The sequence below is a fragment of the Tepidanaerobacter sp. EBM-38 genome (assembly GCA_001896545.1).
In the GTDB taxonomy this organism is placed as follows: domain Bacteria; phylum Bacillota; class Thermosediminibacteria; order Thermosediminibacterales; family Tepidanaerobacteraceae; genus Tepidanaerobacter.
On record MPOT01000041.1, the window covers coordinates 52832 to 70047 of the forward strand.

The following is a 17216-nucleotide window of genomic DNA, read 5'->3' on the forward strand; positions in this document are numbered from 1 at the left end:
AAGGGAGGGAAGAGATAATGAATCATATTTTTTCTTTTTTTGTTTTAGGGGGTATTATTGCGGCAGCTATTAACGGAAAGATTGATGTTGTTACAACTGCCGCTATGACAGCGGCAGGCAGTGCGGTTCAAAGAGCCATAGCTCTTATAGGTATTGTCGGTTTATGGATGGGTATAGCAAGAGTAGCAGAAAAATCCGGTCTTATAGATAAACTCAGTCATCTAATAGCACCGCTTTTTAGCTGGCTTTTTCCGTCGATACCTAAAAACCATCCGGCATTAGGCTGTATTTTAATGAATTTAAGTGCCAATATACTGGGCTTTGGAAATGCGGCAACCCCTTTCGGCCTAAAAGCTATGCAAGAACTACAAAAACTCAATAATGACCCTGATACCGCATCTGAGGCTATGTGCACATTTTTGGCAATCAATACTTCAAGCGTTACTTTAATTCCTACAACATTAATAGCATTAAGGGCATCGGCCGGGTCTAAAAATCCATCGGAAATAGTAGGGACTGTTCTGTTTGCCACTACTTGTTCTACTATTACGGCTATTATAAGTGATATGATAATTCGAAATCTATACCGGAGGAGGAAATATAATTGACCTCTGAAATGTTGGGAGAAAGTTTTTCATGGTTTATACCGGGCTTGATTTTTATAGTGTTTTTATATGGGCACATAAAAGGAGTCAGGATATTTGAAGTTTTTATCGAAGGAGCTCAAGAAGGATTTATAATGGCTGTAAAACTTATACCTTACCTTATTGGGATATATATTTCCGTAGGAATCTTTAGAGAGTCGGGGGCTGTTGATATCCTTGTAAAACTCTTGTCGCCCATTTTAAAAGTAATAAAGGCCCCGACAGATGCTCTGCTTTTATCTATAATTCGCAGTCTTTCGGGGCCTGCAGCACTAAGCATGACGATGGAAATCTTTGATACACACGGTCCTGATTCGTTTATTGGAAGATTAGCATCAACAATGCTCGGTTCGAGTGATACCACATTTTATATAATAGCAGTATACTTTGGTTCAGTAGGTATACGAAAAACAAGATATTCAGTTTTATTAGGTTTGCTTGCTGATTTTGCAAGTTTTGTGGCTTCAGTTTACATAGTTAGAAAAGTTTTTCTGTAAAGAATTTATTTTGACAAAAAATCAATATTAACAGTTCTTTACTCTTATTTTAGGCATATACCGGCACTAACAGCTCCGATAAAGCGGCCTTCTTTGAAAATTGGAGTCGCTACGGTAACCGTAGGTTTTCCGGTAAGAGCCGAAATATACATTTGTGATGTAAAATCCTCTCCTGCTTTTGCAGCCTTAAACCAATCTCGAAAAGAAAAATCGGTTACTTCCGAAGGATTAGAATTTGCTACGCTCTTTCCGTAAGCATCAACAGTAATTATACCTGTAAGGTTTGGGAATTCTCTTTTTAATTCATTAAAGATTTTAAGATGGTTTTCTTTTTGCATAGAGAGTATTTCGTTTGACTTGACATGATTTTTAAGCGCATCTAGTACTTTTGATTTGATTTCTGCAGATACGTCGTAATTCCGATTTTGTAGAACTTTCTCCACGTAACCCGATATTTCTGAAGATACTTTTACAAGGCTTTCTGTAGTGTTGTTTATATTACTCATTACAGCGGCCTGCTCTTCAGAAACGGCAGCGGTTTCCTGAAAAGCAGCAGATATATTCTCGGTCAGTGATGAAAAATCAACAATTAAATTTTTGATGTTTTCGGTAGCCGAAGCCTCATCTTTTGTAAGTTCATTTATGTGGTCCATAGACTTGAGCGTGTTTTCAATTATTTCAGAAGTAGCCTGCAGTGAATCTTTTGTAGTATTTGCATGTTCTGCCTCTTTTTTTATTTTATTAAAACTTGATACAATTTCTTCTGATAATTTCAATATCCTGTCACTAATATTTTTTATGTTATTTTTAATTTCTCCTGCAGCAGACTGAGCATTTATTGAAAGCTTTCGTATTTCATCGGCGACAACAGCAAATTGCTTTCCGGCATTGCCGGCTCGAGCAGCTTCAATTGCTGCATTTAATGAGAGAAGATTCGTCTGCTGGGCGATGCTTTCGACAGAAGTTATTATCCCGCCGATTTTATCGGTTTCCTGTTTTAAACCCTGAACCCTTTCGGCGGTAACGCTGTTTTCCTGTGAGGTCATTTCAACTGAATGGACAAGATTTTCAATCATTTTAAAGGTTTCGCTTAACGATTTTTGCACCTCAATATTTCCCGAAACAACACTTGCAGTTTCTGAAGCTATGCGGTTGGAAAGGTTGCTGAGATTTCCAACTTCATTGACGGCATTGCTGCATGCTTTTACCTGCTCTTCGGCTCTATGAGCTATATGACTTATGGTTTCAGCAACTTCCTGAGAGGCCTTAGCCGATGTGTCGGTTTCTGAAGAGAATTTCTTGCACAGTTCTTGCAACTGCTCGGACGCTATAGAAAGTTCGCCTACGAGATGCCTCGTGTTTTGTGTTACAGCATTAATTTCTTGACAAAGTTCGCCTAATTTACCGCCTTTAATGTCATCGAAATTTTGCCATAAAAGCCCGTCGTTAAATTGCTGGAGTCGTTCTATTACTTTGCCAATCTTATCTTTTTCTTTTTTACTTTTTATAAAGTGTATTATGGCGAAAAGAATAACGACTGCCAAAAGAGTAGCCGTAATATAATTTTCATTTACCATGTTAAAAAACTGCAACAGTAAATCCTCCCTTCAAAAATATCGCACTTTATTTAATAGCAATAGCTTTTACGGCTTCCAAAACTGTATTTATATCTTCTTTTGTAATCCAATAATGGGTTACAAACCTTACAGTTGCTGTATTTCCGCCGTTTATCTTTATACCTCTTTCATAAAGTTTAGCTGAAAATTCATTAGCGGATATTTTAAGACCACTGATATCACATAAGACTATATTGGTTTGGACAGTTTCCATGTCTATACTAATACCTGGTATGTTGTTAAGCCCTTCGGCTAAAATCCTAGCGTTATCATGGTCTTCGCTTAATCGAGAAGTCATTTTTTCCAATGCAACAATACCTGCAGCTGCTAAAAAACCAGCCTGCCGCATTCCGCCGCCTAACATTTTTCTAAATTTACGAGCCTTTAAAATAAAATCTTTACTTCCGACAACTATAGATCCTACAGGGGCACACAGTCCTTTTGAAAGACAAAACATTACTGAGTCAGCATAGCCTGCGATTTCCTTTACCGAAACCTTTAAATATGAGGCTGCATTAAAAATTCTGGCTCCATCCATATGTATAGGAATATTATGCTTTTTCGCCACTTCATAAGTGCCTTTTAGCACATCTAAAGGGATTACAGTACCGCCGGCTCGGTTATGGGTATTCTCAAGACATATAAGGCTGGTTTTAGGTTGATGAATATCGTCTTCACGTATAGCTGCCTCGATATCCGAAGGGTTCATAATACCCTTTTTGCCTCGAAGAAGTCTGCCTTGAACTCCTGCAAGTCGAGCTATGCCGCCAACCTCATAGGTTATTATGTGACATTTTTCTTCAAGAATGATTTCATCACCCGGTCGTGTATGTGACATTACACATATCTGATTACCCTGGGTTCCGCTGGTGACAAACATAGCCGCTTCTTTGCCGAAAATGTCGGCTGCCATTTCTTCCAACCGATTGATGGTGGGGTCTTCACCGTATACATCATCTCCTACTGAAGCATGACAAATTGAATCCCGCATTTCTTGTGTTGGCAAAGTTACTGTATCGCTCCTCAAATCAATGTATTTCATAGTACATCTCCTCATAATTCTGATAAAATCTATTTTTGGATTTAGCATATTAATTCTACATAAAAATGGGAAATCCTTTCTGTAAAAAATACACAATGTCAAAAAATAAAAAAATAAAAAATAAAGAGGTTATTTGCGGTTTATAACGAATATATAATTTAGATGATAATAAATTATATAACAAAGGAGGGCTAATTCTATGAGTGGCAAAACCTTTATAAGTGATTCGGTTTTTATTGAGATAGCAAAAGAGGCTATGCGTAAAGTTGAGGAAGTTTATAAGCAGGATAAAAAGGGAGGCCTTGCAGGTTTCACCAGAATGTTTGTAGATAGGTTTACACCACAGATTTCAGTAAAGAAAACCGATCCGACGGAGTTTGAGGAATCGGAAGGCACTGTGTCTTTTGAGGTAAAAGTTACCGTTTTATATGGTGTTAAGATTCCTGAAGTAGCCGAAAAGGCAAGAGAAAAGATTATCAGTGAAGTAGAAACCCTTACAGGATATACAGTAGAAAAAGTTGATCTTGTTGTTGAAAGAATTATAAAGCCTGAAGATATTCAGGAAGAAAAGCCTGAAGAAAAAGTTGAAGAATAATGGGAACCGCAAGGTTCCCATCTGTGTTTTATTAAGCGATTCTCAAAGAGGTGAAAAGAATCATGCCATATAAAATAGCCATTGTAGCACCGTATGTTGAGTTATCGGATGTGGCTCGACACACATGTGATGAACTTGAAGTTGCGGCGAAAATTGTAGTAGGTGATTTAGAAGAAGGTGTTAAAGCTGCAAAAAAGCTTATCGATGATGGTGCGGAAGTAATAATTAGTCGGGGAGGTACTGCAACGGCTATAACCCGGCAACTAGATGAGCCGGTAGTGGAAATTATAGTAAGTCCCTACGATATTATAAGAGCTGTAGCCAGCGCTAAAAGATGCGGCGATCATATAGGTGTGGTTGGGTTTAGAAATATAATATACGGCAGTAGGAGCTTAGAGGAAGTATTGGACGTAAAAATTGAGGAACTGGAGATAAGAACTGAAGCTGATGCACTAAGTGTTATTAAAAAGGCTAAGCAAGACGGCATACAGGTAATAGTGGGAGATGCGGTATCTGTTCGATACAGTAAAAAGTTGGGTTTACAGTCTGTGCTTGTAACTTCCGGTAAAGAGTCTATAAGTATGGCATTAAGAGAAGCTCAAGAGTTAGTTGCCGTGCGTCGAAGGGAAAAAGCTAAAGCTGAGCAGTTTAAAGCAATACTTGATTTTACGTATGAAGGAATTATCGCTACAGATGCAGAAGGCAAAATTTCCTTGGTAAACCCTGCAGCAGAGAAGATATTAGGTAAATCAAAAACTTCACTTTTAAACCAGCCTGCGGGAAACGTGCTGCCAAGCCTAGCTTTAAAAAGGGTTCAAGAACAGGGCAAGCCCCTTTTGGGAGAACTTCATCGTGTTGGAAACTCTATGGTGGTTCACAATTTAGTCCCGGTAATAACGAACAACGAAACAACCGGAACCGTAATAACATTTCAAGATGCCGGCCATCTACAGGCTGTTGAAAATAAAGTGCGACGGGAACTTTATTTAAAAGGACATGTTGCTCAACATACTTTTGAAGATATTATAACTTGTTCGCCGATAATGAAAAAAGTTATCAATCAGGCAAAACAATTTGCACAAGCTGAGGCAGCAGTGGTAGTTACCGGGGAAACTGGTACAGGCAAGGAAATGCTTGTGCAGAGCATACATAATGCGAGCCTCCGAAAAGACGGCCCTTTTGTTGCCGTTAACTGTGCGGCGGTCCCCGAGAATCTGTTGGAAAGCGAGCTGTTCGGCTATGAAGAAGGAGCCTTCACCGGTGCTCGCCGCGGAGGCAAAAAAGGATTATTTGAATTAGCTCACAATGGTACTATATTCCTGGATGAGATTGGAGAACTTCCGCTAAAATTACAAGCCCGCCTTCTTCGAGTTCTTCAGGAAAAGGCTATTATACGAGTAGGCGGTGACAGAGTTATCCCGGTTAATGTTCGCATTATTGCGGCAACTCACAGAAATTTAGAAGAAGATGTTGAAAAAGGCACCTTTCGTCAAGATTTATATTATAGGTTAAATGTGCTTAGATTATTGCTGCCCCCTTTACGAGAACGAAAAGATGACATTCCCTTGCTAATAGACCGCTTACTTGAAAAGATTTGCAGTAAAACTAACAAGGCACGGCCTATAATTACTGATGAAGTATTGCAGATATTTAATGCCTATCATTGGCCAGGAAATGTGAGAGAACTAGAAAATATGCTTGAACGATTAGTAGTGCTTAAGGGAGGATTGCAAGTTACTCCGGAAGATATAGGTGGAATAAAAGGGATACTAGAAGATAAAATGAAAAACAAAGAAACATCTGGCAGTGTTCACATAGAACTAAAAGGTAGCATGGAAGATATGGAAAAAGAAATAGTATGTAAAACTTTAGAGCTTACGGGCTACAATAAAGAGGAAACCTGTAAAAAACTCGGAATAAGCCAGACCACATTGTGGCGGAAATTAAAAAAATGGGATATTGCAAAATGAAATATCCATTTCAAATTAAAAAAATACGTTATTTTATTACCACTCAATGAAAATAGGTTGTTTATTAAGACAGCCTATTTTTCATTTTGAAAAATAAAATTAAAATAAAAAAAGCATTTTTACCTATAAAACTAAATTAGTAAGTTCTTTAAACCCTTGCTATTACAAAGATATAGCTGCTTTTAAAATTATTTATCAACTTTTAATCAATGTTGGCACAGATATTGCATGTTATTAAATAGTGAAAATAAAAATTCATTTGACATTCGCTGCACTTTAAAAAGCAAAGCTATCGGAAGGAGTAGATCTATGGGGTACATATCAATAATAGCAGATGATCTTACCGGTGCCAGTGATACAGGCATTCAATTTCGAAAATATGGATTAAAGACTAAGGTTGTAGTAAATTATGATACATTAGACGAGTTTTTAGACAGTGATGAGATTTTAGCAATTAATTCAAATACCCGACCATTAAATAATGAAAAAGCCTACAGAAGAGTTTTTGATATATGCAACATGCTAAAAAATGCTGGTTTTAGCCGTATATACAAAAAGGTAGATTCAACATTTAGAGGCAATCCGGGAGCTGAACTGGAGGCTGTGATGGATGCTCTGAGTTCAAACTTAGCAATATTAGTCCCGTCTTATCCAGATAATGGACGCTACATGGTAAATGGATATTTAAAAGTTACATCAGTACCTGTTTGTAATGATAATAATGTTGAAAACGCATGTCCATCCAATAAAACGGAACAAGAATTATGCCATGTTCCAACGATTATTCAAAAACAAGTAGGAAGAAAAGTGGCCAACATAGACTTGAAAACTGTCCGTCAAGGAAGTTTTGCAATATTAGGTGCAGTTGAAGATCTCCAGGAAAATGGATACCAAATAATAGCAATTGATGCTGTCACGAAAGATGATTTTAACAATATTGCACTTGCTTGCAAGTCCTTGCCAGAAGAAACAGTAATGGCAGGCGCAGCCGGATTTGCCGCATATTTACCTAAGGTCATAGGTCTATCATCTAATAAACTTGCAAAGCTGCCATCTAAGGAAGGAATTATACTAGTGGTAGCCGGAACATGCAACCCGACAACTCGCAGGCAGATAGAAGAAGTATTGCAAAACATAAATGCTGATTTTGCAAAAATCAATACAGAAAAAATAATTAAAGGTATGGCAGCTGAAGAAGTACAAGACATTGTGCAAAAGATTCAAATAAATATTGAAACTCAAAAAACAGCAGCTAAACCATTCATAATAGCGGTTGATACGCTTTTTAAGCCAATAAACGAAAAAGACTCCTCAATAAATGAGAAAGGAAAGATTATAGCATCTGCTATCGGTGAAATTGTAGTCAAGCTGGTTGATGAGAAAGTAGTTCAAAGCCTTGTAATAACCGGTGGCGATACGGCTCTTCATGTATTAAGCGCATTAAAAGCGAAGGGTATAGAGTTGGAAGATGAAATCCTAGCCGGTATTCCATTGGGACGATTAATCGGAGGTAAAGCCCATGATATTCCCATTGTGACTAAAGCCGGAGGTTTTGGAACACCAACGGCACTTTTGGAGGTAATTAAACATCTACAAAATAATATCGAAGTAGAAAAAACATTAAGTTTTTTAGAAGAAGCATAATAATCCATAATACTTAAATTTGTTGCCAAGGAGGTTAATAAATAATGTCTAGTAAAAAGCCCATAGTAGCCATTACGGTAGGAGATCCCTGCGGTATCGGACCTGAGATAACGGCTAAAGCCTTGAGTGAAGCTGAAATATATAATAAATGCAACCCTGTTGTAATAGGTGATGCCGAGGTCATGAAACAAGCGGTAAAAATTGCAAAAGTAAATATGAAAATAAACCCTGTGACTAATCTTGAAGACTGTAAATACGAGCATGGAATAATCGATGTATTTGATTTAAAAAATGTAAATGTCGAGAAAATTGAATTTGGTAAAGTAACGAAACTAGGAGGTGAGTCAAGCTTTCAGTATATAGTAAAAGGTATCGAGCTGGCATTGGAAGGCAAGGTAGATGCAGTTACAACAGGTCCGATACACAAACAAGCCATAAATCTTGCAGGACATAAGTATTCGGGCCACACGGAGATATTTGCCGATTATACTAAGACCAAAGACTACTGCATGATGCTTGTGGACAAAGATTTTCGAGTTTCACATGTTACAACACATGTGGCCTTTAGGCAAGTGCCGGATTTAGTTACGAAGGACAGAGTTCTTAAGGTAATCCAGCTTACGAATGAAGCAGTAACAAAAATGGGCATAGAAAATCCTCGCACAGCTGTAGCGGGTCTTAATCCACATTCCGGTGAAGACGGCCTTTTCGGACGAGAGGAAATAGAAGAAATTGAGCCTGCGATAAAAGAAGCATCTTCAATGGGAATACAGGTAGAAGGTCCCATACCGCCTGATACCGTATTTGTCAAACTTAGAGGAGGCCAATATGATGCGGTAGTAGCTATGTACCACGACCAAGGCCATATCCCCATAAAACTTGTTGGCTTTAAATACGATGACAAGTTAGGAAAATGGGGCTCCCTCTCCGGCGTCAATACAACTTTAGGATTGCCAATAATTCGGACATCGGTAGACCATGGTGTGGCTTTCGGCAAAGCCGGTAAAGGCACAGCAAACCCCGAAAGCATGATTGACGCCATAAATCTTGCAGCTGTGATGGCTGGTGGGAAAATTTATTAAGAGGGTGATATATTAATGTTCCAGCCTAAAGGTATTATAGTTGCTATGTTGACGCCTATGTTTCCTGACGAAACAATAAATGAAAAAGAATTAAGAAATCAGGTAAACCGCTTTGTAAATAGCGGAATACATGGCCTTTTTTGTCTCGGCACAAATGGGGAGTTCTATGGGTTGAGTTATGAAGAAAAACTGCGAGTGATGGAAATTGTAATAGATGAAAACAGGGGCAGATTGCCAGTTTATGCAGGGACAGGTTGCATTACTACAAAAGAGACCATTGGATTAACAAGAAAAGCTAAAGAAATGGGAGCGGATGCGGTATCAATTGTATGCCCATATTATGCTGCAAGTGATCAAAAAATGCTTTACAATCATTTTAAGGATATAGCTTTAGCAGTTGATATACCAATTATCCTCTACAATATTCCTCCACGAACAGGAGTGAATTTAGGGGTAGAAACAGTAAAAAAACTTTCAGAGATAGATAATATTGTTGGGATAAAAGACAGCAGCGGAAATTTTGATAATATACTTAAGTATATAGAAGCAACACCGGAGGATTTCTCAGTACTTTCGGGAAATGATTCTTTGATTTTATGGAATCTATTAGCCGGGGGCAAGGGAGGAATAGCTGGTTGTGCAAATATAGTTCCTAAGGAATTAGTTGCTATATATGAAAAATTTATCGCAGGAGATTTGGAAGGCGCCAAAAAAGCCCAGGTCAGTATAAGACCGATTAGAGAGGTATTTAAAATGGGGAATCCTAATTCAATTATCAAACGTGCAACGGAATTAATGGGTTACGAGGTAGGTCCTTGCCGAGCGCCATTTAATCTAGATGATTCTAAAATTGATGCTGCATTAAAAGAAGTTTTAAGTAAATTTGAGAAGCAATAAATAAAGGAGAATAAGTATGACAAGTTTTTATCAGATGAGGCTTCCAAGAATGGTCATAGGCGGAGCCGGAAGCGTCTCGCAGCTATCTGAACTAGCAAAAGAATCAGAAGCAAAAGATGTAATAATTTTGACAGATAAAGGTATATTTGAAACCGGCATTACCTCGCGGATTGAAAAAATACTTACTTCATGTAATACAAGGATTGTAAAAGATGTTCCATCTGAGCCGGAATATGCCCAGGTACTTAAAATATATGATGAAATTAAAAATGTAGAATTCGACTTAATTGTTGCAGTAGGCGGTGGAAGTGTTATGGATACTGCCAAGATAATTTCAGTTTTGGTGACGAACCCAGAATATGCTAAAGATATTTTAAATCCCTCATTAATTAAAAACAGAGGTAAATTGTCAGCATTTATCCCGACTACAGCAGGAACGGGCTCCGAGGCAACGCCTAATTCCATAGTAGTCGTTCCAGAAAAAGAATTAAAAGTTGGGATCGTTAATCCAAACTTTATACCGGACTATGTGATACTTGATCCTGAAATGACATTGAAGCTTCCACCTTCGGTTACTGCCTCAACCGGCTTAGATGCATTTTGCCATGCTATCGAATGTTTTATTTCTAAGAAGGCCAATCCTTTCAGTGACATGTATGCATTAAAAGCAATCAACCTTATTTCAAAAAATATAAGAAGGGCATATACCAATGGTAGCGATATTTCTGCACGGGAGAATATGTTGCTTGCTGCCTTTTACGGAGGGATGTGTATAGCATCATCGAGCACGGTTGCAGTGCATGCTCTCTCTTATCCCCTTGGTGGCAAATATCGCATACCTCATGGAATATCGAATGCCATTTTACTTCCTTATGTTATGGAATACAATGCAGATTATGTTGAAGATAAGTTTAAAGAGGTTGCCATTGCTATGGGTTTAGATGTTGATGAATCTAGCAATATCTCCAAAAAAGTTGTAGAAGAAATATTCAAGTTAACAGATGACTTAAAAATACCACATGATTTAAAGAAATATGGGATAACAAAAGCAGATCTCGACATTCTTGTCGAAGGAGCTGCCGAAGTGACAAGGCTTTTGGATAATAATCCCAAATCAATGACAAAAGATGATATAAGGAATATATATCTAAGATTGATGTAAAACGCTATAATATAAAGACATCAAAAAGAGCGGCCTAATAGAAATCGCTCTGGTTAAGAACATAAATGTATCAAAATTAAAAATGGAGGGAAAATTATGACTAATTACAGATTTACCAAAATTTTAGTGCTTGTCATGTGTTTAATTTTTGTGCTTTTAATGGCAAGTGGATGCGGGGGTACATCTCAAGAGCAAATAGATGGTAAAACATCAAGTAGCGAAACTTCTGAACCTGTTAATCTTACATTCGCTACTATGGGTGTTGGCACAGGTATGTATGTTTATGCATCTAGTATAACTCAACTTATAGAGCCGGTTCTTCCTGAGGGTTCAACGATTGATGTTGTAACGACTTCTCCGGGCGGTGTAGGCGCACCTATTGTTATAGAAGAAGGTAAAGCTGATTTGTGTCTAGGTAATTCTGCTCCTGCAAAATGGGCATGTACAGAAGGTATTTTAGGCAAACCGCCTGTTACCAATGTTGCATCGATCGTAGGCGGTTTAGATGCTCCATTTATTAATGTAATGTTTACGCAGTCTTTTGTTAATAAAACAGGTTATACAACACTTGAAGAAGTTGTTGAAAACAAGTATCCGATAAGAATTGCTATAAAATCTACTGGTTCTTTTGGTGAATTAGCTTGTTCTAGTGTTTTGCAAGCTTTGGGCATAGATTATAAAACTATTGAGTCATGGGGAGGTTCTGTAACACAGACTGGATCTGATGCGATTGTAACATTACTAAGAGATGGCAAAGCTGATATGACTATAGATCATCTTGCTGCTGGTCAATCTGCTACAACTGAACTTTGTATGACTACTGATATGTTTTTCCCACAATTAAGTGATGAGCTAATTAACAAGTTAGTTGAATCAGGCTGGGATCGTACAATAATGCCAGCTGGCACATGGAAGGGTCAAGATAAAGATATAAAAACGGTAGGTTCAGGTCAAGTGCTTTTGTGTTCAAAAAATCTTCCAAATGATATTGTGTATGCTATGACAAAGGCCATATGTGAAGGAAAGGAAATACTCGCTAGTGCTCATAATGCTATGTCTGTTTTTGATCCTACGATTGCTTGGCAAGAGTCGAAATGTGGTGCTCCGCTTCACCCAGGTGCAGAGCAGTACTATAAGGAAATGGGATATATGAAATAAGTTGATTATTCAAGCAAATTATACATTGTCGGCTTCTGCCGGCAATGTATAATCCTTATGATATTAGTTCTATATTGCAATTTATTTTATATATAAAAGAATCTATTTCCTCAGGCGTATATGCTTAAATAATAGAAGTGCGAAGCAGGATTAAATTATGAAAATAGTGGAAATTAAAAAGAAAAGAGAGGTAATACTATGGGTGACATAGGATTTGGCATAGTTGGATGCGGAACAATAGCTGATACACATGCGCTAGCAATATCCCATATTAAAGACGCCCAATTGATTGCTGTTTCATCTCGCAATGAGGATAATGCTAAGCAATTTTCAATTAAATATGAGTGTGATTATTATACTGATTACAATGACATGTTAAAAAGGCAAGATATCGATGTTATAAACATTTGCGTTCCTAGCGGCCTACATGCTGAAATAGCAATTAAGGCAGCTGAAGCAGGAAAACATGTCATTGTAGATAAACCTATGGAGATAACCATCGAGAAAGCAAACAGAATGATTGAAGTGTTTCAAGAAAAAAAGTTGAAACTTTGTGTGGTTTTCCAACGCCGATATAAAAATGACATAATGATTGCAAAAAAAATAATTGATCAAGGAAAACTAGGTAGAATTTTTTTTGGTGGCTGCTATATAAAATGGTATAGAAGTCAAGAATATTATGATAGTTCAGCTTGGCGAGGAACATGGGCATTGGATGGTGGAGGAGTGTTAATGAATCAGGCGAGTCACTATATTGACCTTATGCAGCATTTTTTGGGTCCAGTGAAAGAAGTTTACGCTCGCAGCAAGACTGTTAATCATTGCATCGAGGTAGAGGATTTGGCTATAGTTAACCTAGAATATACTAGCGGAGCATTAGGAGTCATTGAGGCAACAACTAGTGCCTATCCTGGGTTGTGCTCCCGTATTGATATATATGGAACTAATGGAAGAATAGTTATAGAAAATGATGACATTATCGAACTTTATACAAAAAATAAAGAAGCCTTGTTTGATAAAACACAAAAACAGTGTCCCGAAAACCCACATGTTCCTTTTCAAAGGCAGTTTGAGCAGATGATGGAAGCAATTCGAAATGATAGAGATCCTGAAGTAAATGGCAACGAAGGTAAAAAATCATTGGAAATAATCCTTGCAGCATATAAATCAGTCTTTTCGAAAAAATCAGTAAAGCTACCATTGAAAGATAGTAAATTTTTGGAAGAATTCATACAAACAAACAACCAAAATCTAGAAACAACAAAAATGAAGAGCGTAAACAAGCTTGTAAAAAATTGATTAGTTTATTCTACGGACCTAAATAAATGTACTTTTGAAAATGAATGGAGGTATTATGATATGAAAGACAAAATAGCACCTAGAGCTATAGCATCAATCATTGTTAGCATAATATGGTTATTATTTCAACTGTATATTGCTGTATTTGTACCCTTTCATCCTATTCTGCAAAGCCCTTTACACCTTCTCTTTGCTTTAACGTTGGTATTTATAAACAATCCTATTGATAAAAGTTGTAGCAAAAAATGGGTAAAACTTATAGATATTACTGTATATATTGGTATCATTTACGGATTTTACTACTTTATTTCTCAAACATACAGACTTCAAACTCGTGTTCCATATATTTCAGAAATTACCCCTACGGATATTATAGCTATGTTGGTTGTTGTAGCAATACTGTTAGAAGCGGTAAGAAGAGTATTCGGAATAGTATTACTTAGTTTTATCTCTGTATTCATTGTATACGCATGGTTTGGAAAATACATTCCTGGATTACTATCTTATAAAGGCACGAACCTAAATCAATTTACAGAGTTAATGATTATGGGGCCTGATGGAATCTTTGGTGCACCTCTTGCTACCACGGCAAACTCTATTTTTTATTTTATAATTTTTGGAGTTCTCTTTTCGGTATGCGGTGGAGGTGGGCTTCTTATTGACGTTGGAATGAAGTTTTCCGGCAAAACTTCTGGTGGGCCTGCTAAAGCGGCTGTAATCAGTTCGGCATTACTGGGAATGGTAAGTGGAAGCGCTGTTGCAAATGTTTCTACGACGGGTGTTATGACTATTCCGATGATGAAGAAAGTTGGATATAAACCCGAGCAGGCAGCTGCTATTGAAGCCGTAGCTTCAACAGGTGGTCAAATTATGCCACCAATTATGGGGATTGGCGCTTTTATCATGGCGGAGATGCTTGGCATAAAATATGGAAAAATTGCAATGTCTGCCTTGATTCCTGCAAGTGCATATTTTATATCAATTTTTCTTCTTGTTGATTTTATCGCAAGAAAACAAAAAATCTCTGAACAGGAAGTTATGACAGATTTTAATATTGAACCAATTATTCCGCGTTTGTATTTATTAATTCCCGTATGCATTCTAGTTGGTTATATACTTAAGGGTGCTTCGCTCATGCGGGCTGGTATGGCTGGCATTGTATCAGTTTTAGTTATTAATTTTATCAGCAAATTTGTATCAGACGGGAAGAACTATGCAAGTGTTAATGAAATAGGGAAAGCACTTATCCAAGGCACAAAACAGGCTTCAGAAATTGCAATACCTACAGCAGCTTGTGGCATTATAATTGGTATTGTAATTCAATCAGGCTTTGCTACAAAGTTATCAAGTGTAATAGCTAAAATTGGAAGTGGAAGTCTTGCCACAGCTTTAATTATTGCAGCTACAGGTTGTATACTTCTTGGTATGGCTCTTCCAACAGTTGCTGCTTATCTAGTATCTAATGTGCTTTTTGTTCCTGTTATAATCAAATTAGGCGTAGATCCATTGCCTGCTAATATGTTTGTATTTTACTTCGGGATTATTGCACAAATAACACCACCTGTTTGCGTTGCTTCATTTACGGCAGCAGGCATTGCTGGGGCAGATTCTTGGAAGACGGGTTGGACTGCGTTTAACTATGCAATAGTTGCCTTTCTGATTCCTTTCGTATTTGTGTACAATCCAGGAATACTGCTCATAGGTACAGTAACTGAGATTATTAAATCGACATTGATTTTAATTTTTGGCACATATATTCTTGCGGGTGGAGTTGCAGGCTACTTCTTTATACCATTGGAAAGAATATGGGAAAGAACAGCGTTGATTGGAACGGCAATTCTATTGATCATTCCAGAAACTATTACCTCAATAATTGGTATAGTTTTAGGTATTGTTCTAATACTTTTTTTTAATACAAAGAAACGAAAAAGTAAATCCACGCACGGGAGGGCTTATAATGAAGCAGCACAATAACATTATTATTGTTGGTTCAGGTCTTGCAGCACTTTCTACAGCTGCTAGGCTAACTGAACTAGGAAAACAAGACATATCGATTTATGCATTGGGAGATGGAGCAACTCCATATATAGCAGCGATTAATTTTGTCCTTGAGGATAATCCTTATAATGATACTCCGAAGCAATATGCTGAAGATATGATGAATGCAGGATATAATATTAATAATCGTATTTTGGTGGATTTAATGTGTAATTCTACAGTAGAGGGATACCAATTGTTGAAACGCTGGGGAGTAAAATTTGCGACAGAAAAAGACAAAAGTATAAAACTTAGGCATGCTTCAGGTTCCACTTATCCTCGCTCTTTGTGTCTTACAACGCGATTAATAGGCGAAGAAATGATCAATAAATTGACCAAAGGGCTTATTGAACAGGGAATTGAGTTTCATACTGGATGTGAATGTTTAAAAATTTTAGTAAAAAATAATAAAGTCCATGGTATTACTATAAAAAATGCAGAAGGTCAGATTCAAAACGTCTATGCCCCTATAGTGATTGCTGCATGGGGCGGAGTAGGAAATTTATTTTATGATTCTACGTATCCTAACGACATCTGCGGAAGAACAATAGCTATTGCATACGAAGCTGGTGCTCAACTAGTTGATATGGAATTCTTAGAGTATGAACCAATGGTTGTAATCTCACCAGATAGTGCAAAAGGCGAACCATGTCCAACAGCAATGTTAGGTGAAGGGGCATATTTACTAAATAGTGATATGGAGCGTTTTATACTAAACGACAGGCCGCAAGGCGAAGCTGGTGCACCTAAGACTTTTTTAAATAAATCAATTTGGCATCAAATACAAATTGGTAAAGGCTCATCAAATGGTGGTGTTTATGTAGACCTAAGACACATTCCTAAGCAAACTTTACAAAGCTATCCTTGGTTTTATAATCGCATGGTGTCTGCAGGGGTTGATCCTTCAGAAGAATTAATCGAAGTAGGTCCTATGGCACACAGTTTATCTGGAGGTATATTAGTAGATGAAAACTTACAGTCTTCAATTGAGGGATTATATGCTGTAGGTGAAGCAGCAGGATCTTTTCATGGAGCTTGCCGTCTAGGCGGTAATGCAGCTTCGCAAGCAGTGTTAACTGGTCTTCTGTGCGCAGAGGCAATAGCCAAAGAGGAAGATATTTATATTTCTGAAGATGATTTTTCGATGCTGATTGATTATCGAGTAAACAAAAAAGTTTATGAAAAATATGTTCCGCAAATTAAGAAACTAGCGTCTAAGGGTTTGGGCATACTTAGAAATGGTAAAGATCTAGCAGAAGCTCAAAAAACACTGCAGGAAATGTTGTTGGATTTTCAACTTAGGAGTGATACCGCTACTTACCAAACAGCTCTTTCTGCTTTTATAATGGTAACTGCTGCACTAGAAAGAAAAGAAAGTAGAGGTTGCCATATACGTGCAGATTATCCTCATATGGATAAGGGCTTTGAAAAGCAAATTATTCTTTCTAAACTTCCAAATGGTGAGATAAGTATTTCATGAATAGAATACAGGGATACCTTGGTTTGGCTAAAGTGCTTATGTATCACTCTTAAATCTTTACCTCGTAAACAATACAACTTTAAAACAAGGTAG

The 17216-nt window shown here is 37.4% G+C and carries 14 protein-coding genes; 12 read left to right on the forward strand and 2 right to left on the reverse strand.

The window, feature by feature from the left end; all coding sequences use genetic code 11:
• Positions 1-17: 17 nt before the first annotated feature.
• Complete coding sequence (locus BUC45_RS04775; protein WP_296970728.1) at positions 18-608, forward strand: nucleoside recognition domain-containing protein; 591 nt, start codon at positions 18-20, stop codon at positions 606-608.
• Positions 605-1141: a nucleoside recognition domain-containing protein gene (locus BUC45_RS04780; protein WP_296970729.1), complete on the forward strand. Its 537-nt coding sequence runs from the start codon at positions 605-607 to the stop codon at positions 1139-1141. Before BUC45_RS04775 ends, BUC45_RS04780 begins: the two co-directional genes overlap by 4 nt.
• A 44-nt stretch (positions 1142-1185) precedes the next feature.
• Here BUC45_RS04780 and BUC45_RS04785 read toward each other — a convergent pair whose 3' ends face one another.
• Together BUC45_RS04785 and ltaE are read right to left on the reverse strand one after the other, a co-directional pair.
• The gene (locus BUC45_RS04785) at positions 1186-2733 is read right to left on the reverse strand and encodes a methyl-accepting chemotaxis protein (RefSeq protein WP_296970730.1); all 1548 of its coding nucleotides are present in this window, start codon (positions 2731-2733) and stop codon (positions 1186-1188) included.
• Between the two features lie 31 nt (positions 2734-2764).
• Complete coding sequence (ltaE, locus tag BUC45_RS04790; RefSeq protein ID WP_296970731.1) at positions 2765-3799, reverse strand: low-specificity L-threonine aldolase; 1035 nt, start codon at positions 3797-3799, stop codon at positions 2765-2767.
• A gap of 199 nt (positions 3800-3998) precedes the next feature.
• Between ltaE and BUC45_RS04795 the strand changes: the two genes are divergently transcribed.
• The 10 genes from BUC45_RS04795 (at position 3999) to BUC45_RS04840 (ending at position 17123) form a co-directional block, all read left to right on the forward strand.
• Entirely contained in the window at positions 3999-4394 is a 396-nt protein-coding gene (locus BUC45_RS04795) for an Asp23/Gls24 family envelope stress response protein (protein WP_013778622.1), read from the forward strand.
• 62 nt (positions 4395-4456) lie between these two features.
• Positions 4457-6364 (forward strand): sigma 54-interacting transcriptional regulator, encoded by a 1908-nt coding sequence (locus tag BUC45_RS04800; protein WP_296970732.1) that lies wholly within the window; start codon positions 4457-4459, stop codon positions 6362-6364.
• 309 nt (positions 6365-6673) lie between these two features.
• The gene (locus BUC45_RS04805) at positions 6674-8008 is read left to right on the forward strand and encodes a four-carbon acid sugar kinase family protein (RefSeq protein ID WP_296970733.1); all 1335 of its coding nucleotides are present in this window, start codon (positions 6674-6676) and stop codon (positions 8006-8008) included.
• A 44-nt stretch (positions 8009-8052) separates the two neighbouring features.
• Positions 8053-9090: a 4-hydroxythreonine-4-phosphate dehydrogenase PdxA gene (gene pdxA / locus BUC45_RS04810; protein ID WP_296970734.1), complete on the forward strand. Its 1038-nt coding sequence runs from the start codon at positions 8053-8055 to the stop codon at positions 9088-9090.
• A gap of 15 nt (positions 9091-9105) precedes the next feature.
• A complete protein-coding gene (dapA, locus tag BUC45_RS04815) occupies positions 9106-9987 on the forward strand; it encodes a 4-hydroxy-tetrahydrodipicolinate synthase (protein ID WP_296970735.1) in 882 nt (293 codons plus the stop codon).
• Positions 9988-10003: 16 nt separating this feature from the next.
• Positions 10004-11149 (forward strand): iron-containing alcohol dehydrogenase, encoded by a 1146-nt coding sequence (locus BUC45_RS04820; RefSeq protein WP_296970736.1) that lies wholly within the window; start codon positions 10004-10006, stop codon positions 11147-11149.
• A gap of 96 nt (positions 11150-11245) precedes the next feature.
• A complete protein-coding gene (locus BUC45_RS04825) occupies positions 11246-12307 on the forward strand; it encodes a TAXI family TRAP transporter solute-binding subunit (protein WP_296970737.1) in 1062 nt (353 codons plus the stop codon).
• Positions 12308-12505: 198 nt separating this feature from the next.
• Positions 12506-13606, forward strand: a complete 1101-nt coding sequence (locus BUC45_RS04830; RefSeq protein ID WP_296970738.1) for a Gfo/Idh/MocA family oxidoreductase — start codon at positions 12506-12508, stop codon at positions 13604-13606.
• A 60-nt stretch (positions 13607-13666) separates the two neighbouring features.
• The gene (locus BUC45_RS04835; RefSeq protein WP_296970739.1) at positions 13667-15580 is read left to right on the forward strand and encodes a TRAP transporter fused permease subunit; all 1914 of its coding nucleotides are present in this window, start codon (positions 13667-13669) and stop codon (positions 15578-15580) included.
• A complete protein-coding gene (locus tag BUC45_RS04840) occupies positions 15564-17123 on the forward strand; it encodes an FAD-binding protein (protein ID WP_296970740.1) in 1560 nt (519 codons plus the stop codon). The genes BUC45_RS04835 and BUC45_RS04840 overlap by 17 nt, the downstream gene beginning before the upstream one ends.
• Positions 17124-17216: the final 93 nt, after the last annotated feature.